We start from the raw sequence: 19,732 nt of genomic DNA, 5'->3' as shown, positions 1-19,732 counted from the left end.
CTGCGCAAGGAGCGATCGTGTGATGCCGTTTTTCCCTTGCGCCCATGCCGGTCATCCGTTGTGGCAGCACGCGACCCGGCAGGTGATCGTGCAGTTGCAGGCGCAGATCAGCATGCAGCCACCGACAGTCCGGCATGGCCTGGGCCTGGTCTATGTCTCGGCCTCGCTGGCGGCGCACGCGGCCGAGATCGTGGGCACGCTGGCGCAGGCCCTGCCCCAGGTGCAGCATTGGGCCGGCTGTGCCGCGCACTCGGTGCTGGCCGGGGACATGGACTATGGCCACACCGGCGCGGTGGCCGTGATGCTGCCCGTGCTGGCGCCGGGCGACTACCAATTGTTTTCCGACATCGCCACGCACAAGCCGGCGCAGCCGGGCATGACCGCCCAGGCGGCGCTGGTGCATGGCGATGCTGCGGCCCCCGCACTGGTGCCGCAACTGATCGAGCTGGCGCGCCAGCTCGAATGCCCGGATCTGCTGGGGGGGCTGGGCCATATGGGCCAGGACCATGCCCAGTGGGCCTGGGGCAGCACGCCATCGGGCCGCCTGCCGGCCACGGTGGGTGGTGGCGGGGTGCAAAAAGGCGGGCTGTCGGGGGTGCTGTTCGGGCCTGGGGTGGAGCTGCTGAGCGTGGGCATTCAGGGCTGCCGGCCCATGGGACCGTCCCACACTGTGACCCACGCCGAGGGCGCGGCCCTGCTGGCGCTGGATGGCCGGCCGGCTCTGGAGGTGTTGTTTGGCCACCTGAACTGGCAGGAGGCCCTGGCCGCGCCGGGTGCGGCGCCCCACCGGCTGCCGGGGGAATTGCAGCAGACGCTGCTGGCGCTGTCGCCACCCCACCCCTGGGTCTACGGCGCCAGCGTGGCCCTGGCGGCCCACGTGCTGTCGGTGGTGGGGATCGACCCCCTGCGGCAGGCGGTGTTTGTCGAGGGCCTGCCGCAGCCGGGGCAGACCGTGACCCTGTGCCAGGCGGACGAGCAGGTGGCGCGCGCCGAGGTGCGCCGGGCCTGCGCCGAGATCGGCGACTGGCTGGCGCCGGAGCCCACACCGGCCCAGGACGGCCAGGCCGCCGCGATTGGGCGCAGCATCTGCGGGGCCATCTACATCCGCAGCGCATTGCGCCACCCGGTGCCCCGCAGCGCTCAGGTGGATGCGGAGTTGCAGCTGATCCGCCATGCCCTGGGGCCCGTGCCGCTGCTGGGTTTTACCAGCACCTATGAAGTCGATGGCACCGCGCTGCAGCAAATGAGTGCACAGTTGCTGGTTTTCACCCAGCCGCTGCAGGCTTTGACATGAGCGACCACACCCCTCAGTTCGGACTGCTGCGCCAGCGGCGGTTCGGTCCTTTCTTTGCCACCCAGTTCCTGGGGGCTGCCAACGACAACCTGTTCAAGTTCGCGCTGACCGTGCTGGTGACCTACCAGCTGCAGGTGGCCTGGCTGCCGCCCTCGGTGGCGGGGCTGGTGATTGGGGCGTTGTTCATCCTGCCCTTCGTGCTGCTGTCGGCCACGGCAGGGCAACTGGCCGATCGCATGGACAAGGCGGTGCTGATGCGGCGCGTTAAGGACTGCGAGATCGCCATCATGACCGTGGCCCTGCTGGGCTTTGTCTTGCAGTGGCCGGCCCTGCTGCTGCTGTGCCTGGTGGGCATGGGCGTGCATTCCACCTTCTTCGGTCCGGCCAAGTTCGCCTACCTGCCGCAGGTGCTCCGGCCCTCGGAGCTGACCGGGGGCAACGGCATGGTGGAGATGGGCACCTTCGTCGCCATCCTGCTGGGCAACATGGTCGGCGGGGTGCTGATCGCCACGCCCGAGGTCGGGCGCATCCACGTGGCCGCCAGCTGCCTGGCGCTGGCCCTGCTGGGGCGCTGGGCCGCTGGTGCCATTCCGCACCAGGGCACGCCGGCGGTGGTGCACCGCATGAACTGGAACCCCTGGTCCGAAACCCTGGCCAACCTGCGGCTGGCGCGCACCGATGGCCTGGTGTTCCGGGCCGTGCTGGGCATCAGCTGGATGTGGTTCTTCGGGGCCGTGTTTCTGGCGGAATTCCCGGTGCTGGCCAAGGAGGTGCTGCACGGCAGCGAACAGGTGGCCGCCTTGCTGTTGGTGGTGTTCTCGCTGGGCGTGGGCACCGGGGCGCTGCTGTGCGAGTCCCTGTCCCGCGGGCGCGTCGAGCCCGGGCTGGTGCCCCTGGGCGCGCTGGGCATGAGCGTGTGCTCGGTCGACCTGTGGTGGACGCTGCAAGGCCTGCCACCCACGGCCGGCATGCTGGGGCTGGCGGATTTCTGGCACGCCCCGGGGCGCTGGCGCGTGCTGCTGGACCTGTTCGGTCTGTCGCTGGCCGCCGGGGTCTACAGCGTGCCGCTGTATGCCCTGATCCAGCAACGCAGCCCGGTCACGCACCGGGCGCGCATCATCGCGGCCAACAACATCCTGAATGCGCTGTTCATGGTGTCGTCGGCCGTGCTGGCCGGGGCGCTGCTGGCGGCCGGGCTGACGGTGCCGCAGCTGTTCTTGTGCATGGGGGCCGCGAATGCCGTGTTCGTGGCCCTGATGTGCTGGCGCGACCCGCAGTACCTGCGGCGCAGCAAGCACTGGCTGTTGCGCCTGGCGGGGCGCATGCAGCCGCCATCCGCATAATGCGCGCAGTACATGAGGAGGTAGGCCGTGGGTAAATCTTTGCGTTGGTCGGAAACCTGGTTTCGCCGGGGACTGTGGCTGGTGGCGGTGGTCTTTGCCAGCTTCCTGATCGGTCTGGGCTCGGCGGTGGTGGACGATCTGCCCCAGGTCGAGCAGCGCCTGGAGCTGGACGACTTCCTGGACCTGCGCCAGGCCCAGCCCCTGCGCAATGAGCAGGAATCGCTGCGCGCGGCGCAGCGCCAGGCGCTGGAGGCGCGCGACCAGGCCCAGTTGCGCTGGCAGCAGGCGCGCAGTGACACGCAGGCGGCGCGCGACACCTTCAGCAACTGGATCGCCACGCGCTCCGCCACCCAGCGCAGCGAGCAGGACCCCGAGGTGATCCGCCGCACCCAGGCGTTGGAGCAGTTGCGCCAGACCGAGCGCCAGGCCCAGCAGCAGTTGCAGGACCAGGAGCAGGCCCTGCTGAATGCGCGCCAGCAGGCCACGCGCGTGGGTGACCGTCTGCAGGCGCTGGAAGACACGGCGCACGAAGCGTTGCAGCGTGCCCAGCGCGCGCAGGAGCTGCGGGTGTTCCTCTACCGCCTGGCCCTCACGCTGCCCCTGCTGGTGCTGGCCGGTTGGCTGTTCGTGAAAAAGCGCAAGAGCCCCTGGTGGCCCTTTGTCTGGGGCTTCATCTTTTTCGCGCTGTTCGCCTTCTTTGTCGAGCTGGTGCCCTACCTGCCCAGCTATGGCGGCTATGTGCGCTCGGCCGTGGGCATCGTGCTGACGGTGCTGATCGGGCGCTGGGCCATCGTGGCACTGCAGCGCTACCTGGAGCGCCAGCGCCAGGCCGAGGCCCTGCCGGCCACCCAGCGGCGCACGCAGATGACCTACGACAAGGCCTGGGGCCACCTCAGCAAGGGCGTGTGCCCGGGCTGCGAGCGTGCCGTGGACCTCAAGGATGGCGTGACCGATTTCTGCCCACATTGCGGCATCGGCCTGTTCGAACCCTGCACCGCCTGCCAGGCGCGCAAGAGCAGCTTTGCCAAGTTCTGCTTCCACTGCGGGGCGGCCGCCGCCACGCCGGACGCACCGGGCACACCGCCATCTTCCAAAGATCGGTAAAAAAGAGAGCGCATGGCGCGCGCTGTGTCTGGGTTTCCAATGCTTTGGTGCTTGAAACCAGCACACAGCGTGCGCCAGCAGCTATGGTTTTACATGGATGACGGGGCCAGCGCCGGCCCGTACTGGCGCACCTGGTTGCGGCCGCTGCGCTTGGCCATGTAGAGCGCCGCGTCGGCCTTGGACAGCAGCTGCTCGATGCTGTCCTGCGCGCCGATCGACACCACGGCGTGCAGGCCGATGCTCAGCGTGACCTGGAAGGGGGCGCCGTCTTCCAGTGCAAAGCGGTGGTCGCGCAGGCGCTCGCAGATGCGCTGGCCCACGGCCAGGGCCTGTTCGCGCTGGATGCGCGGCAGCAGGATGGCGAACTCCTCACCGCCCAGGCGGCCCAGCAGATCGTCGGGGCGCAGTGCCTCGCTGGCCAGCTGGGCAAAGGTCTGCAGCACCACATCGCCCTGGGCATGGCCGTAGTGGTCGTTGACCTGTTTGAAATGGTCAAGGTCCAGCATCAGCACGGCGACGGACTGACCTTCTTCCTCCAGGCGCGAGAGCAGCTTCTGGCCGCGCTCCATCAGCGCCCGGCGCGCCAGGACCCCGGTCAGGTAATCATGGTGCACCGCGTGGTGCAGCTTCTGCAAGGCCTGCATGCGCAGCGTGTAGGCACTGGCCACGGCCAGGGGCGCCAGCGACAGCATGGCCAGCCCGGTGCGGTAGGACAGCACATCGTCCAGGTGCGCCGGGACAAAATCGAAGGCACTGAAGGCCAGCAACCCGGTTTTCCACAGGCAGACCAGCAGGCTCAGTACGGTGACCGGGAAGACGCCATAGCTCATCGCGCACCAGACCATGGCGGGGAGGCTGAAGGCCATCGCGCCGTTGCCGCCGATCAGCTGGCTGAGGGCCTCGCTGAGAACCAGGGCCAGCAGCGGCAGGGCATCGTTCCAGGAGCGTTGCTGTTTGGTCAACGGCCAGGTCCAGGGCCAGCCGCCGGGGGCAGCCAGGAACACCGGCAGGATCAGCACGTAGTTGTAGAACTCGGCCGACAGCCACAGCAGCGCCGACTGCCACAAGGGCATGTGGAAGGCGACCGCGCTGGGCCAGGCCCCCGCCAGCGTGCTGACCGTGGCCGCCAGCAGGCACCCCAGGAAGACGGTCATCACGGAGCGCTGGTTCTGGAAGCCCAGCACCTGGTTGCGCACGCGCGCCAGGAACAGCCAGCCGGCCAGCACGCCGATCAGGTTCGCCAGGTTCAGCGTGAGGGCCATGAATGGCGTGGCACCGGTCAGCAGGTCGGCGGCGATGTAGGCCAGCAGGGCAGACAGCCAGGTGCCCGGGTGGCGCGCCAGCTCGGGGTGGCGCAGCAGCAGGCCCAGCAGGATGGCGTTGGCCGGCCAGAAGGCCGCCATGGACCCCAGTGGGCGGCTGTAGACGCCCAGCAGGCAGGCCAACAGGATGCCAGCGGTCAGTGCGGCTTGCCCGCGCCAGACGGACGGGGGCTGGACAGAAGGGGCGGAGGCATCCAGGGACACGGGTGGGCGCAGGGGCTGCAGGAGTGGGGGCCCACCCATTCTCGATATTTCCTGCGGCGCCCAAGTAGGACACAGGACCGGCCTGCTGCCGTTCGTCGACTTGGGTCGGCGGCAGGCCCGCCCAGCGGGCGCAAAAAAGCCTCCCGCAGGAGGCTGGCTGGTGGGCGTGCCGCGGTCTCAGACGCCGCGTGCGCGGTCGGCCTTGAACTGGGCGCGGAACTGGGCGAAGGTGCCGGCGTCCAGCGCATTGCGCACTTCCTGCATCAGGTTCAGGTAGTAGTGCAGGTTGTGGATGGTGGTCAGCATGGGGCCCAGCATCTCGCCGCAGCGGTCCAGGTGGTGCAGGTAGGCACGGCTGAAGCCGTCGCGCCCGCCGTTGTCCCAGCTCACGCCGCTGGCGCCGGCACAGGCGTGGCAGGTGCAGGTGGTGTCCAGCGGCTGGTGGTCGCTCTTGTGGCGCGCGTTGCGCAGCTTCAGGTCGCCGTAGCGCGTGAACACCGTGCCGTTGCGCGCGTTGCGCGTGGGCATCACGCAGTCGAACATGTCCACGCCGTCGGCCACGCCCTGCACCAGGTCCTCGGGCGTGCCCACGCCCATTAGGTAGCGCGGCTTGTTGGCCGGCAGCAGGTGGGGCGTGTGGGCCATGATCTCCAGCATCTCGTCCTTGGGCTCGCCCACCGAGACACCGCCCACGGCGTAGCCGTGGAAATCCATCTCCACCAGGGCCTGCAGCGATTCCTCGCGCAGATTGGTGTACATGCCGCCTTGCACGATGCCGAACAGCGCGTTGGGGTTCTCCAGGCGCTCGAATTCGTCTTTGGAGCGCTGGGCCCAGCGGCGGCTCATCTCCATGGACTTGCGCGCTTCGGCCTCCGTGGTCTTGTGGCCGTTGGTCTCGTAGGGCGTGCATTCGTCCAGTTGCATCACGATGTCCGAATTCAGGATCGTCTGGATCTGCATGCTGACCTCGGGCGACATGAAGAGCTTGTCGCCGTTCACCGGGCTCTGGAAGTGCACGCCTTCTTCGGTGATCTTGCGCATCGCCCCCAGCGACCAGACCTGGAAGCCGCCGGAGTCGGTCAGGATGGGCTTGTTCCACTTCTCGAATCCATGCAGGCCGCCGAAGGTCTTCATGATGTCCAGGCCGGGGCGCATCCACAGGTGGAAGGTGTTGCCCAGAATGATCTGCGCACCCATTTCTTCGAGGCTGCGGGGCATCACGCCCTTGACGGTGCCGTAGGTGCCCACGGGCATGAAGATGGGGGTCTGGACCTTGCCGTGGTTCAGGGTCAAGGTGCCACGGCGGGCGTGGCTGGTCGGATCGGTGGTGAGAAGTTCGAACTGCAGCATGATGGCGCGCATTGTCCCAGAAGCCGTGGCGGGTCGCGCTGGGCGGGTCTATAGTGGAACCCAGCCCGCTACTACGACAAGGAGAACGCCATGTACGCCAACATCATGATCGCCATCGACGGCTCCAACGAATCGCTGCAGGCCGTGCACCAGGCCCTGTCCCTGGTGGGCCGGGGGCTGCGTGCCGAAATCGCCCTGGTGAACGTGCAGGAGCCGGCCTCGCTGCTGCAACTGGCCACGCAGGACTCAGACGCGATAGCCGCCGCCGCTGTGGAAGCGGGCGAACACCTGATGGCCGAAGGCGCCGCGCTGCTGGACGCCGCGGGCGTGGGCTATTCCATGGAGGTGGTGCTGGGCGAACCCGCCACCGTGCTGGTCGACATGGCCGAAGAAATCGATGCCGACCTGGTGCTGCTGGGCGCCCGCGGCATGGGCGCCATCGAAAGCGTGCTGGTGGGCTCGGTCTCCAAGGCCGTGATCAGCCGCTGCACCCGCCCGGTGCTGGTGGTCAAGCTGCCCGAAGACCCAGCACAGTCCGTGCTGGGGGATGAGCCGGAAGTCGAAGAGGTCGAATCCTAGGATCGTGACGGCGCCGCCCCACAGGCGGCCTGACCGGAGTGGGGCACGCCTTCAGGCGGCGCGGCGCTGCCAGCCTTTGCTGTGCGTCTGGCTGCCGTGGGCCTGCTGGCGCGTGCCGGCGCGCGGCTGCAGCTTGCCGTGTGGCAAGGAGGCCAGTCGCTGGAACATGCGGCGGCAGTAGCCGCGGATCCACAGGCACTTGTTGATTTCCTCGACCGGGAAGGGGCCGCTGATGACGATGATGTCCTCGGCGGCCTGCCACTGGCCGGCCGCGCGCAGGCGGCGGCGGGCGGTGGTGGCCCAGGACTGGATGCGCGAGGGCGTGCCGTGCTGGTGCACCTCGCCGGTGTACAGGTCGAACGCGATGGCCAGCAGATCTGTCTTCAGCTTGAAGCGGCGCTCGCCTGTGACTGCGCTGGGCTGGTCGCGCATGTCGTACAGGTAGTAGCTGCCGGCTTTGAGCTGGTATTGCAGATTCATGGTCATCCTTGGTGCCGCATTGTCTGCGAACGTCCATGCATGCAAACAAAGGAAATGGCGGTGCGGGCACCGCCTGTTTGTGGGAGCACTGGCTCCCCGCGTCCCACGTGCCGCCGATTCTGCGCCAAGCCCGCGGCGGCCACAAGCGCCGGCGATGGGCGGAAGCGCCGGCGGTGATGATTGTTAATAAAAATGGCCTCAAGCACGCACGCCGTGCGCGCTGAAAGCTATCGTTTGCGAAGTGGCCGCGTTCAGAAGTCCAGCAGGCTCAGGCCCACGGCCAGCGAGGTGCGCTTGCTGTTGTAGTCGATCAGGCTTTCGCCGTAGCCGCTGAACAGCTGCACGTGCAGGCGCAGGTTGCTCTTGCCGCCGTTCCAGCCCGAGCCGATGGTGCGCAGCCATTCCAGGCGGCCCGAGCCGTAGCCCTTGCCCAGGCTGCCGCGTGCCGTCAGGCCCAGGGTGTTGGCGTCGTTGACGTTCCACAGCAGCTTCACCTCGCCGCGACCCCAGTAGTTCTGGATCCCGGGGTTGTCGTCGTCGGGCGTGCTTTCGGACATGCGCTTCCACAGCTTGGCGTGGACCTGCCAGCGGTGGCCCAGCTCGGCGCCGGTCATCACGTACCAGCGGTTCCAGCTGCGCGACAGCGGATCGCTCTGGCCGTTGGAGTGGTGCACCATGCCGGCGCCGCTGTAGCGCCAGCGCCAGCCGCCGGGCAGTGCGGCGTCGGTGGGGTAGACGTAGAAGATCTCGGGCTCGTGGTCCGTGGTGCGGAAGGGGCGCGAGAGATCGGGGTTGAACACCTGCCAGAACGACTGCTGGGTGTAGCCGACCCAGACCGAGTCCTTGCGGCCGGAACTGGAGTCGGTCAGCAGGCCGGAGGCGATCTTGGTGCGCGCCGACAGCTGGATGCGCATTTCCTGCGGCTGGTAGTCGCGCACCGGGGCGGGTTCCTTGCCGGGGCTGCTGGGCTGCTGGTTGATGTGGTCGCTGCGCAGCACCGACACCGACAGTGGCTTGTAGCCACGGAAGGTGAAGGTGCCGCAGTCGCTGCCGGGCTCCAGCTCGAAAAAGCGCGAGATCTCGCTGTAGCGCGGATCGCGGCAGCCGCCGTTGGTGGGCACCAGGCCCTGGCCGGGCAGCACGTCGGCCTGCACCATGGGGGCGTTGGCGGCCTGCTGCAGCATGGCCTCGGGCTGCTGGCTGGCACTGGCCGCCGGGGCCTGCCAGGTGCTGGCCGGCGGCGGGGTCAGGGGTTGCTGTTGCTGCGCCCAGGTGTCAAAACAGGCCAGGCGGGCCTGGTTGTCGGTGGTGGCGGCGCATTGGCGCCAGGCCTCCTCGCGCACGGCGGCGGGCGCCTGGGCCTGGGCGGCGGGCAGGGCGGTGAGGGTGGCCAGCGCGGTGGCCAGCGAAGTCCAGTGCAGGCGAGGGGAAGGGGTCAGGGATCGTGCCATGGCGGTGTCGGGGCGGTGCTGCCGTGCAGCCTCGGTGGAATGCTGGCGCAGCATACGGGCTGTGTCCAGCCGGTGGCGTCAGCCAAAGGCGACGTTGCCGGCGGTCACGGTGTGCAAATGTTGCGCTTTTGGCCATGCAGCCCAGGTGGGGCTTGCGTGGTCAGCTATGAAAAAATCAGGGCTTGGGCGCGGCTTCGGCCTTGCGGGCCAGTTGTTCGCGCAGCTGGCGCAGCTTTTCGCGCGGGTCTTCGCGCGCGGTGGCGGCGTCCAGGTTCATCTCCTTGATGAAGCGGCTGGGCTGGCACTGCACCATCTCGCGGCCCTTCTTGCGGCGCTTGGTCCAGCTGACGGCCAGGGTGCGCTGGGCGCGCGTGATGCCCACGTACATCAGGCGGCGCTCTTCCTGCAGGCGGGCGGCGACGTCGTCGCTGACCTTCTGCTGGCGGCCTTCGTCGTCGTCCAGCTTGAAGGGCAGCATGCCCTCGGTCACGCCCACCAGCTGGGTGTGCGGCCACTCCAGGCCCTTGCTGGCGTGCAGGGTGGACAGGACCACCATGTCCTGCTCCTTCTCGCGTTCGCTGATGGTGGACAGCAGGGCGATGTTCTGTGCGATCTCCAGCAGGCTCTTGACCTCGGTCTGCGTGGTGGTGCCGGCCGCGTCCTCGATCTGGCCACCGGCGCGCTGGCTCATCCAGTCGCAGAACTCCAGCACATTGCTCCAGCGCGCGGCGGCCACGGTCTCGCTGTCCTCGCTGTCGTAGAGGTACTGCTCGTAGCCAATCTCTTTGAGCCAGTCGAGCATGAAGCTGCGGCTGGCCTCGGCCCCCAGGGTGTGACGGGCGCGGTATTCCAGGTCGTTGATGTAGCGGCCGAATTCCAGCAGCCCCTCGTGCGCCTTCTTGGGCAGCACGGCCTCGAGCATGTGGCTGAACAGGGCGCCGAACATGGACAGCTTGTGCTGGCCCGAGAACTCGCCCAGCTTGCCCAGCGTGGTGTGGCCGATGCCGCGCTTGGGCGTGCCGATGGCGCGCAGGAAGGCCGGGTCGTCGTCGTTGTTGATCCACAGGCGGAACCAGGCGCACAGGTCCTTGATTTCGGCCCGGTCAAAGAAGCTGGTGCCCCCCGAGACCTTGTACGGGATGCTGGCCTTGCGCAGCGCCTTCTCGAAGGGCTTGGCCTGGTGGTTGGCGCGGTAGAGGATGGCGAAGTCCTTCCAGGCCGGCTGCGGGTTGGCGTTGGCGCGCAGGCTCAGGATGCGCGCCACGGCGCGCTCGGCCTCGTGCTCCTCGGTGTCGCAGTCGACGATGCGCACCGGCTCGCCCTCGCCCAGTTCCGAGAACAGGGTCTTGGGGAACAGCTTGGGGTTGGGGCCGATCACGTTGTTGGCCGCGCGCAGGATGGCCGAGGTGGAGCGGTAGTTCTGCTCCAGCTTGATGAGCTTGAGGTGGGGGTAGTCGATGGGCAGCTTCTTCAGGTTGTCCAGCGTGGCGCCGCGCCAGCCGTAGATGGACTGGTCGTCGTCGCCCACGGCGGTGAAGTGCGCGCGTTCGCCCACCAGCAGCTTGAGCAGCTCGTACTGCGTGGCGTTGGTGTCCTGGTACTCGTCGACCAGCACATGGCCCAGCAGGCGCTGCCATTTCTCGCGCACCTCGGCATGGCCGCGCAGCAGGCGCATGGGCATGCCGATCAGGTCGTCGAAGTCCACGCTCTGGTAGGCGGTCAGGCGCTCTTCGTAGCGCTGCATGATCAGGGCGATGCTGCGCTCGTGGTCGTCCTGGGCCATGGCCAGGGCCTTGCGGCTGTCCCAGCCGGCGTTCTTCCAGTTGCTGATGGTCCACTGCCACTGGCGCGCCGTGGCCACGTCGGTGGTGCCGCCGGCGCAGTCCTTGAGGATGCCGGTCACGTCGTCCTGGTCCAGGATGCTGAAGCTGGGCTTGAGGCCCAGCACGTGGCCGTCCTCGCGCACCATGCGCACCCCCAGCGAGTGGAAGGTACAGATCATCACGTCCTTGGCGGCCTTGCCGATCAGGCCCTTGGCCCGCTCGCGCATTTCGGCGGCGGCCTTGTTGGTGAAGGTGATGGCGGCGATGCGCTTGGGCGCCAGGCCGTTGTCGATCAGCCGACCGATCTTGTGCGTGATCACGCGCGTCTTGCCCGAGCCCGCACCCGCCAGCACCAGGCAGGGGCCTTCGGTGTAATGGACAGCTTGGAGTTGGGCGAGGTTCAGACCAGCAGACATGGGACAGGAAGGGGCAGCAAGGACGGACAAACAACAAACGCCTGGCAGGCAGGCGTGCCCCATCATACGCAAGCCCACCCGGTGCCGCGAGGGGGGCCGGCCTTGCCCGCGCGGGCCAAGAGTTTGCAGACGGCAACACTTGTCGCCTGCGCGTAAGCGGTGTAGGCGAACGTCCGGGCGCTGCTGCCACAATCGCCCACCGTGCTGTCCATTCTTGCTGTCACCTTCCCCTTCTTCGCCCTGGTGCTGTGCGGCTTCATCGCCACACGCCGCGGGGTGCTGCCGCTGGCTGCCATTCCGGGGCTGAACACCTTTGTGCTGTATTTCGCGCTGCCGTGCATGCTGTTTCGCTTTGGGGCGCAGACGCCCATCGCCCAACTGCTGGACCCGGTGGTCGGCGCCGTCTACCTGGGCTGCGGCCTGCTGCTGGTGGCTGGCACGGTGCTGGCCACGCGCCGGCGCTGGGGCTGGAACGACGCCGCGTTTGGCGCCCTGGTGGCGGCCTTTCCCAACTCTGGCTTCATGGGCGTGCCGCTGCTGGTGGCGCTGCTGGGCGCGGGCAGCGCCGGCACGGTGATCCTGACCATGGCCATCGACATGCTGATCACCACCTCGCTGTGCATCGCGCTGTCGCGCCTGGGCCAGGGGGAAGGTGGGGCCCTGCCGGCGCTGCGCAAGGCCCTGGGCGGCATGCTGACCAATCCCATGCCCTGGGCGATTGCGCTGGGGGCCGTGGCCTCGGCCAGCGCGCTGCAGTTGCCCGGGCCCATCGACCAGACCGTGGCCATGCTGGCCGGGGCGGCCTCGCCCGTGGCGCTGTTCACCATCGGGGCGGTGTTGGCGCGCTCGCAGATGAACCAGCACGAACAGGTGGCTGCGCGCCATTACGTGCCGATCGCCCTGGCCAAGCTGCTGCTGCACCCGCTGCTGGTCTGGCTGGCCTGCCAGCTGGCGCTGGCGGCCGGCGCCGCGCTGGCCCCCGAGACGGTGGTGGCCCTGGTGCTGGTGGCGGCCCTGCCCAGTGCCAGCAATGTGTCGCTGCTGACCGAGCGCTTCGGCGCCCACGGCGGGCGCGTGGCGCGCATCATCCTGGTGAGCACGGCGCTGGCCTTTGTGAGTTTTTCGCTGGTGGTGGATCTGCTGCTAAAAAAATAAGAGCGTTCAGCGCAGGTGGGTACTGGGCTGGAAGGCAATTTGACGCGTATCGGTGCCGGGGGCGTCCTGGCTGGCGGCTTGGCGATCTGGCGGTGCCGGTGCGGGCTTGGCGGCACGTTGCGCGGGCGGTGTGCGCGAGAGACGTTTATGAAAACAAGAGCGCCCAGCACAGTCAGGGACTGCGCTGGGCGTTGATTAGATGCCTGTGTGCGCCATCGGGCGTGGCCGGCGCAACTGGCGCGGCCCCGCACGTGACCATCAAGCCTGGGCCGCACCGCCGCGCCGGTGTCGCCCCTCTCCCGCAGCGCGCGGGAAGGGGAAGGCGCACCGCGCCTCAGAGGGGCTTCAATACTCCCAGAACATGCGCTGCAGCTCCTGCGTGCTGGCGCCCTTGGCCAGGGCCAGCATGGTCAGGATGCGCGCCTTTTCGGGGCGCAGGTCGTGGGCCACCACCCAGTCGTACTTGTCGTCGGGCTGCTCGGCGTTGCGCAGCACGAAGCCATAGGGCACGCGCGAGGCGCGCACGATGACGGTGCCCTTGGCGCGCGCGTCCTGCAGCGGCTTGACCATGCGGTCGGCCACCGAGCCATTGCCCGTGCCGGCATGCACGATGGCCTTGGCGCCGCCGGCGACCAGGGCGTTCACGGCCGTGGGCTGCACGTTGCCGTAGGCGTAGACGATGTCCACCTGCGGCAGGGCCGTGATGCTGTCAATGTTGAACTCGGACTGGTTGGTGTGGCGCTTGACCGGGGCGCGGAACCAGTAGTTCTTGCCTTCCACCACCATGCCCAGCGGGCCCCACTGGCTCTGGAACGCAGCGGTCTGGATGTTGATGTCCTTGTTCACGTCGCGGGCGGTGTTGATCTCGTCGTTCATGGTGACGAACACACCCTTGCCCTTGGCGTCCTTGGAGGCGGCCACGGTGACGGCGTTGACCAGGTTCAGTGCACCGTCGGCCGACAGGGCGGTGCCGGGGCGCATGGAGCCGACCACGGCGATGGGCTTATCGGTGTGCACCGTCAGGCTCAGGAAGTAGGCGGTCTCGGCCAGGGTGTCGGTGCCGTGGGTGATGACGATGCCGTCCACGTCGGCCTGCTTGGCCAGCTGCGACACGCGCTGGGCCAGCTTCAGCAGGTGGTCGTTGGTGAAGCTCTCGGAGGCGATCTGGAACACCTGCTCACCGGACACCTTGGCGATGTTGCCCAGCTCGGGCAGGCCGGCCAGCAGCTTGTCCACCGGCACCTTGGCGGCCGAGTAGGTGGCGCTGTTCATGGCCGAGGCACCGGCGCCGGCGATGGTGCCGCCGGTGGCCAGCACCACCACATGGGGTTTGGCGCTGGCGGGCATGGCGGCCATGGGCGCGGTGGCGGCAGGGGCGGCCGCCGTGCTGGGGCCGGCCGCCTGGGAAGCACAGCCGGCCAGGGCCAGGGCCGCCGAGATCAGGCTCAGGCGGAAGGTGGAAGTCAGAGACATGGGAAGCTCCCGAAAAAAGAAAGTGCACCGCCCGGCGGGCAGTTGCTGCTGCGCACGATGCAACATTCGCGCCCGTCTGGCATTCGGACAAACACCGAGCCCACCGGGGTGTTCACAAATCAGGAGCTGCCTGCGCAGGCGGGATATGGGTGAACTGGTAAAAAGTGTTGCAAAACGCTTTTCACAGCGACAGCGGATCCACATCCATCAGCCAGCGCACCACGCCCTTGTGCTGGGGCTGGCTGCGCACCCAGTGCAGCCAGGGCTGCCAGGCGTGCAAAAACCTTTGCAGGGCGCGGCGGTCGGCGGCTTCGATCAGCATCTGGGCACGCTCCACATTGGCCACGCGCTGCACGCTCATGGGGATGGGCGGGTACAGGAACACGTCGTCCAGGTGCGGCAACTGGCCCTGGCGGGCGGCGTCGCTGACGGCGCGCAGAAAGTCCTGGGCCGCAGCCTGGGTCTTGGCGTCGGCGCGCACCAGGGTCTGGAAGGCGAAGGGCGGCATGCCGGCGTCGTGCCGCTCCTGCAGCTGGCGCGCAGCAAAGGCCGGGTAGTCGTGCTGGCGCAGGGCGGCGAAGACGCTGTGCTGCGGCTCCGCGGTCTGCACCCACATCTCGGGCTGGCTGCCCTGGTCGCTGACGTAGCTGGCATCGCGCCCGGCCCGGCCGGCGGCCTGCATCAGCAGGCAGAACAGGCGCTCGGGGGCGCGGAAATCGCTAGAGAACAGCGCGCCATCCGGCTGCACGGCGGCCACCAGGGTGATGCGCCGGAAGTCGTGACCCTTGGCCACCATCTGCGTGCCCACCAGCACGTCGATCTCGCCCTCGTGCACCTGGGCCAGCTGGGCCTCCAGCGCCCCCTTGTGGCGGGTGGTGTCGGCATCGATGCGGCCAACGCGGGCCGGCTGGCCGTCCGGGCGCTGCACGTTGCGCAGCAGGCGGGCCAGCTCTTCCTCCAGCTGCTCCGTGCCCTTGCCCAGCGGCAGGATGTCGGGGTTGCCGCAGGACGGGCAGGCCGGCGGCACGCGCTGGCTGTGGCCGCAGTGGTGGCAGCGCAGGCTGCGGTCGCCCTTGTGGAACACCTGGTGCGCGCTGCAGTGCGGGCAGTCGCTTTTCCAGCCGCAGTCGGTGCAAAACAGCACCGGGGCAAAGCCACGGCGGTTGAGCAGCACCAGGCTTTGCTCACCGCGCTGCACGCGCGCGGTGATGGCCTCCAGCAGCGGCGGGGCGAACACGGTGCGCTTGGGCTGCTGGCGCATGTCCACCAGGCGCACGCGCGGCAGGGCCCCGGCGCCGATGCGGCTGGGCATGTGCAGCCGCAGGTAGCGGCCCACGGCCGGGTCGCTGGCGTGCCAGCTTTCCAGCGAGGGCGTGGCGCTGCCCAGCAGCACCTGGGCGCCGCTGGCGTGGCCGCGCCACAGCGCCAGGTCGCGTGCCGAGTAGCGCGCGCCTTCTTCCTGCTTGTAGCTGGGGTCGTGTTCTTCGTCGACGACGATGACCTTGAGCCCCGGCAGGCTGGCGAACACCGCCATGCGCGTGCCCAGCAGGATGCGCGCCTGCCCCTGGTGGGCGGCCAGCCAGCTCTTGAGGCGCTGCACCTCGGTCATGCCGCTGTGCATGCTGACCACGGACTGGGGGCCGAACAGCGGGGCGAAGCGTGTGGCAAAGCGCTCCTGCAGCTGGGGCGTGAGGTTGATCTCCGGCACCATCACCAGGGCCTGGGCCTGGGGATCGGCCTCCAGGGCGCGCTGCACGACGCGCAGGTAGACCTCGGTCTTGCCGCTGCCGGTGCTGCCGTACAGCAGGAAGGGGCCGGGGTGTTGCGCGATCTGGTCGACCACGCCGCGCTGCTCGGCGCTCAGGGTGACGGCCGCCTCGGGCGGGGCGGACAAAGCGGCCACGGGTTCCACCGCCGCCTCGGCGGCGGCCCTGGCGGACTTGCGGGGGGGCTTTTTGGGCGCCGGCGGCTGCAGGCGCTTGGCCAGCTGCTCGGGCGTGGCGCTGCGCAGCGCGGGGGGCAGGCCGGCCATGGCGATCTCGCCCAGGCTGCGTTGGTAATAGCGGGCGGCAAAGGCCACCAGGCGCAGCCAGCTGGCATCCAGCGGGGGCAGGGGCAGCACGGCGTCCAGGGCGCGCAGCTGCACGTGCGCCGGCACCGGCTCGGCGTCCTGGGGCGCCTCCCAGACCACCCCCAGCAGCGGGCGCGTGCCCAGGCGCACGCGCACCAGGGTGCCGGGGGGCAGGGGGCTGGGGTGGGTGTAGCTCAAAGGCCCGCCCACCGTGCTGTGCATGGGGGTGTGGACCGCCACATGCACTACATGCGGTGTAGGAGCCGGGTCAGACATGCGTGTCGGAGAAGGAAGTCCCGAAGCACGGGACGTTTCTGTGGATAACTTTGTGGGGATTGTTTACCACAGCTGGCGTCGCCCGAAAGGCATGCGCGGGAAAAAAATCGGGCATGACAAAGTTGTGACGAGCTTTTGTGTTTTAAAACAATGGCTTGCTACGATAAGGCGTGGTTTTTTGCTATAGCCTTGGGGGCAAGCAAGGCCGGTGGCTGCATGCACCAAGTTGTGCATAAGTCGAAGGCCGTGCACATGTCAAGTGCGTGTAAATCTCAGGGGGATGCCCGCTGCTTGGGCGGAGTTGTTGTTTTTTGGCTGCAAACGGGCGCCCCGCCGCGCCCCGGTCTGCCATGCAGTCTGTAAGCCAAAAACCTACAAACTGCATGTGAGTGGGTGCTCAGTGCTGTGGCGTGGCTGCGGCACTCTGGCGCAGCTGGCGCGAGTGGCTGTGCACGGCCTCGACCAGGGCGGCCACATGCTCCGGCGGGGTGAATTGGCTGATGCCATGCCCCAGATTGAAGATGTGGGTGGGACCGTTCGTCGTGGTGTCGGTGTGCGGACGGCCAAAGCTGTCCAGCACGGCGCGCGCCTGGGCGGCGACCTGCTCGGGCGGGGCGAACAGCACGTTCGGGTCGATGTTGCCCTGCAGCGCCTTGCCGGGGCCGCCGACTGCGCCGCCGACGATGGCGCGGGCCTTGCCCAGGTTGGCGGTCCAGTCCAGGCCCAGCACTTCGCAGTCGATGTCCTTCATGTCGGGCAGCCAGATGCCACCGCCCTTGGTGAAGACGATGCGCGGCACGTCGGTGCCATCCACGCCGGTGCGCTGGAGCTGCGCCAGCACGCGCTTGGTGTAGGCCAGGCTGAATTCCTGGAACGCACCGTCGGCCAGCACGCCGCCCCAGCTGTCGAAAATCATCACGGCCTGGGCGCCCGCGTCGATCTGGGCGTTCAGGTAGGCGGCCACGCTGTCGGCGTTGACGGCCAGGATGCGGTGCATCAGGTCGGGGCGCGCGTACATCAGGCTCTTGACCAGGCGGTAGTCGTCGCTGCCCTTGCCCTCGACCATGTAGCAGGCCAGGGTCCAGGGGCTGCCCGAGAAGCCGATCAGCGGCACGCGGCCGTTCAAGGCCTTGCGGATGCTGGTCACGGCGTCGAACACGTAGCGCAGCTTGTCCATGTCGGGCACGGCCAGTTCGGCCACGGCGGCCTCGTCGCGCACCACCTTGGCAAAGCGCGGGCCTTCACCTTCGGCGAACGACAGGCCCAGGCCCATGGCGTCGGGCACGGTCAGGATGTCGCTGAACAGGATGGCGGCGTCCAGCGGGAAGCGCGCCAAAGGCTGCAGCGTGACTTCGGTGGCGTAGTCCACGTTGGTGGCCAGGCCCATGAAGCTGCCGGCCTGGGCGCGCGTGGCCTTGTACTCGGGCAGGTAGCGCCCGGCCTGGCGCATCAGCCACAGCGGGGTGTAGTCGGTGGCCTGGCGACGGCAGGCGCGCAGGAAGGTGTCGTTCAGAAGGGGGGCAAAAGACATGGGCGCTCGCACGGAGAAAGGACCGCAGCCTGGGCGCGCGGCCCGGGCTGGCAGACGGTTCTGGGGAGCGGGCAGTGTAGCGGATGCCTCCGGCGGGCCGGGTGCCCGCCGCGCAGTACTGGACGCAAGCTGCAGGTGTACTGATACAGCGCAAGCCGTGGTTTGGTGCGTCTGCCGGCTTCATGCACAATCGCCGGCTTTGTTTTGTTACATCTTGCTGCCAACTTGCCCGCCGTGACCCTGCCCGAGACCCTGCACATCCCCGCCTTCCAGAGCTTCACCCTGGCCATCCTGCTGTTCTTCGCCGGACAGAAGATCGCCGCGCACTGGGGCGTGGTGCGCCGCTACAGCGTGCCGGAGCCGGTGGTCGGCGGTTTTCTGTGCGCCTGCGTGGTGGGCCTGGCGTATGCGCTGCTGGGCACGCGCATCGAGTTCGACCTGAATGTGCGCGACACCCTTCTGCTGTACTTCTTCGCGGCCATCGGCCTGCGCTCGGACCTGCGCACCCTGAAGGAGGGCGGCAAGCCGCTGCTGATCCTGCTGGCGCTGGCCACGCTGTTCATCGTGCTGCAGAACCTGCTGGGCATGGGGGTGGCGCAGCTGTTCGGGCTGGATGCGCGCGCGGGGCTGATGACCGGCTCCATCTCCCTGACCGGTGGCGTGGGCACCACGCTGGCCTGGGGGCCGATCTTCGTCGAGCGCCTGGGGATCGCGAATGCGGTCGAGCTGGGCATGGCCAGCAACATGGTGGGCATGATTGCGGCCTGCACCATCGGCGGCCCGATTGCCAGCTACCTGATGCGCCGCCACGCCGTGCACGGCAGCGGCGCACGCCCGCTGGACGTGGGTGTGCCCAACCAGCAGCTCACGGTCACGCTGGACTACTACGGCGTGCTGCGCGCCTGGCTGTGGCTGAACATGGCGTTGATGCTGGGCGGCGTGATCACCCCGTTGTTCTACGAGGCCGGGCTGCAGCTGCCGATGTTCGTCGGCTGCCTGATCGGCGGCATCGTGCTGCGCAACACCCTGGGGCAGTGGATGCTGTCGCGCAAGCGCCGCAAGCTGGGCCAGTTCCACTGGCACAGCATGCGCCAGGGCCTGGCCATGATTTCGGACATCTGCCTGGGCATGTTCCTGACCATGGCGCTGATGGGCCTGCAGCTGTGGGCGCTGCAGGGGGTGATGGGCTTTGTGCTGACCGTGCTGGCGCTGCAGATCGGCATGACCGTGCTGTTCGCGCTGTGGCTGGTGTTCCGCTGCATGGGCCGCGACTACGAGGCGGCGGTGATCACCGCAGGCTTTGGCGGCATCGCCCTGGGCTCCACCGCGACGGCTGTGGCAAACATGACGGCCGTCACGCGCAGCCATGGCGCGGCGCACCGGGCCTTCATCATCGTGCCGCTGGTGTGCGGCTTCTTTGTGGACATCGTCAATGCGCTCATCATCCAGCTGCTGATCTGAGCGGGGGGGCGGGGCTTGTGCCAGCACCGGCGCAGGCGCAGGCCAGAGGGCGGTTGTAGGTGCCGCCGCCTGGGTCTACGCCGGATCGGTGCGGTGGTCAGGGCCGCTGCGGCATGTCCTGCCTGGTGCTCAAAGCCACCAGGGGGCTGGATGCGTCATCTGCCTGTCATCTGCCGCTTGCACAATACCGTTCGTGGGCTGATGAAGAATTTTGGGTGAAGGCTGGTTGATCCCCTTCACAAGCAACCGAACCTTGGTCCACGCCAACACCGAACCGCTGCCGCGTCCCTGGGGACCGGCAGCGGTTTTTTTATGGCCGTCTGAAAAAAGAGCGCTTGGCGCGCGTCCATGGGCTGTTTCAGATGGTTTTTGATCTGAAATGCAGGCCAGACCTGCGCC

The 19,732-nt window shown here is 68.3% G+C and carries 13 protein-coding genes and 1 pseudogene; 6 read left to right on the top strand and 8 right to left on the bottom strand.

What is annotated here, in order from left to right:
• Positions 1-22: 22 nt before the first annotated feature.
• The 3 genes and pseudogenes from CA2_RS05815 (at position 23) to CA2_RS05805 (ending at position 3,741) form a co-directional block, all read left to right on the top strand.
• Complete coding sequence (locus tag CA2_RS05815; protein WP_081888884.1) at positions 23-1,294, top strand: FIST N-terminal domain-containing protein; 1,272 nt, start codon at positions 23-25, stop codon at positions 1,292-1,294.
• Positions 1,291-2,601: pseudogene (locus tag CA2_RS05810) on the top strand (MFS transporter); the annotation flags it as partial. The gene CA2_RS05815 and the pseudogene CA2_RS05810, both read left to right, overlap by 4 nt.
• Before the next feature lie 63 nt (positions 2,602-2,664).
• On the top strand, positions 2,665-3,741 hold the full coding sequence (locus CA2_RS05805) for a zinc ribbon domain-containing protein (RefSeq protein WP_042413705.1): 1,077 nt from the start codon (positions 2,665-2,667) through the stop codon (positions 3,739-3,741).
• A gap of 89 nt (positions 3,742-3,830) precedes the next feature.
• Here the strand turns inward: CA2_RS05805 and CA2_RS05800 are convergent, their stop codons facing one another.
• Complete coding sequence (locus CA2_RS05800) at positions 3,831-5,306, bottom strand: GGDEF domain-containing protein (RefSeq protein WP_042413702.1); 1,476 nt, start codon at positions 5,304-5,306, stop codon at positions 3,831-3,833.
• Between the two features lie 138 nt (positions 5,307-5,444).
• Complete coding sequence (gene tgt, locus CA2_RS05795; protein WP_042413848.1) at positions 5,445-6,617, bottom strand: tRNA guanosine(34) transglycosylase Tgt; 1,173 nt, start codon at positions 6,615-6,617, stop codon at positions 5,445-5,447.
• Between the two features lie 90 nt (positions 6,618-6,707).
• Here tgt and CA2_RS05790 point away from each other — a divergent pair, with 90 nt between their 5' ends.
• Entirely contained in the window at positions 6,708-7,196 is a 489-nt protein-coding gene (locus tag CA2_RS05790) for a universal stress protein (protein WP_042413700.1), read from the top strand.
• A 51-nt stretch (positions 7,197-7,247) separates the two neighbouring features.
• Here the strand turns inward: CA2_RS05790 and CA2_RS05785 are convergent, their stop codons facing one another.
• The 3 genes from CA2_RS05785 to CA2_RS05775 form a co-directional block, all read right to left on the bottom strand.
• Entirely contained in the window at positions 7,248-7,676 is a 429-nt protein-coding gene (locus tag CA2_RS05785) for a hypothetical protein (protein WP_042413845.1), read from the bottom strand.
• Between the two features lie 251 nt (positions 7,677-7,927).
• Entirely contained in the window at positions 7,928-9,127 is a 1,200-nt protein-coding gene (locus CA2_RS05780) for a phospholipase A (RefSeq protein WP_042413844.1), read from the bottom strand.
• A gap of 175 nt (positions 9,128-9,302) precedes the next feature.
• Positions 9,303-11,366 carry an ATP-dependent helicase gene (locus tag CA2_RS05775; protein ID WP_042413697.1) on the bottom strand — a complete coding sequence of 688 codons (2,064 nt, stop codon included), beginning with the start codon at positions 11,364-11,366 and terminating at the stop codon, positions 9,303-9,305.
• A gap of 201 nt (positions 11,367-11,567) precedes the next feature.
• Here CA2_RS05775 and CA2_RS05770 point away from each other — a divergent pair, with 201 nt between their 5' ends.
• Positions 11,568-12,521, top strand: coding sequence for an AEC family transporter (locus CA2_RS05770; protein ID WP_042413692.1), 954 nt, complete (start codon positions 11,568-11,570; stop codon positions 12,519-12,521).
• Positions 12,522-12,866: 345 nt separating this feature from the next.
• Here the strand turns inward: CA2_RS05770 and CA2_RS05765 are convergent, their stop codons facing one another.
• From CA2_RS05765 to hemE, 3 genes are all read right to left on the bottom strand, one after another.
• Positions 12,867-13,994 carry an asparaginase gene (locus tag CA2_RS05765; protein ID WP_042413689.1) on the bottom strand — a complete coding sequence of 376 codons (1,128 nt, stop codon included), beginning with the start codon at positions 13,992-13,994 and terminating at the stop codon, positions 12,867-12,869.
• Positions 13,995-14,175: 181 nt separating this feature from the next.
• Entirely contained in the window at positions 14,176-16,341 is a 2,166-nt protein-coding gene (priA, locus tag CA2_RS05760) for a replication restart helicase PriA (RefSeq protein WP_042413686.1), read from the bottom strand.
• A gap of 397 nt (positions 16,342-16,738) precedes the next feature.
• Positions 16,739-17,872 (bottom strand): uroporphyrinogen decarboxylase, encoded by a 1,134-nt coding sequence (hemE, locus tag CA2_RS05755; protein ID WP_042413682.1) that lies wholly within the window; start codon positions 17,870-17,872, stop codon positions 16,739-16,741.
• Positions 17,873-18,106: 234 nt separating this feature from the next.
• Here hemE and gltS point away from each other — a divergent pair, with 234 nt between their 5' ends.
• Positions 18,107-19,333: a sodium/glutamate symporter gene (gene gltS, locus CA2_RS05750; RefSeq protein WP_245620895.1), complete on the top strand. Its 1,227-nt coding sequence runs from the start codon at positions 18,107-18,109 to the stop codon at positions 19,331-19,333.
• The last annotated feature ends 399 nt before the right edge of the window (positions 19,334-19,732 follow it).

This window comes from Comamonas aquatica NBRC 14918, assembly GCF_000739875.1.
In the GTDB taxonomy this organism is placed as follows: Bacteria; Pseudomonadota; Gammaproteobacteria; order Burkholderiales; family Burkholderiaceae_C; genus Comamonas; species Comamonas aquatica.
Note: the sequence above shows the minus strand (reverse complement) of the source record. Positions and strands in the feature narration are given on the sequence as shown.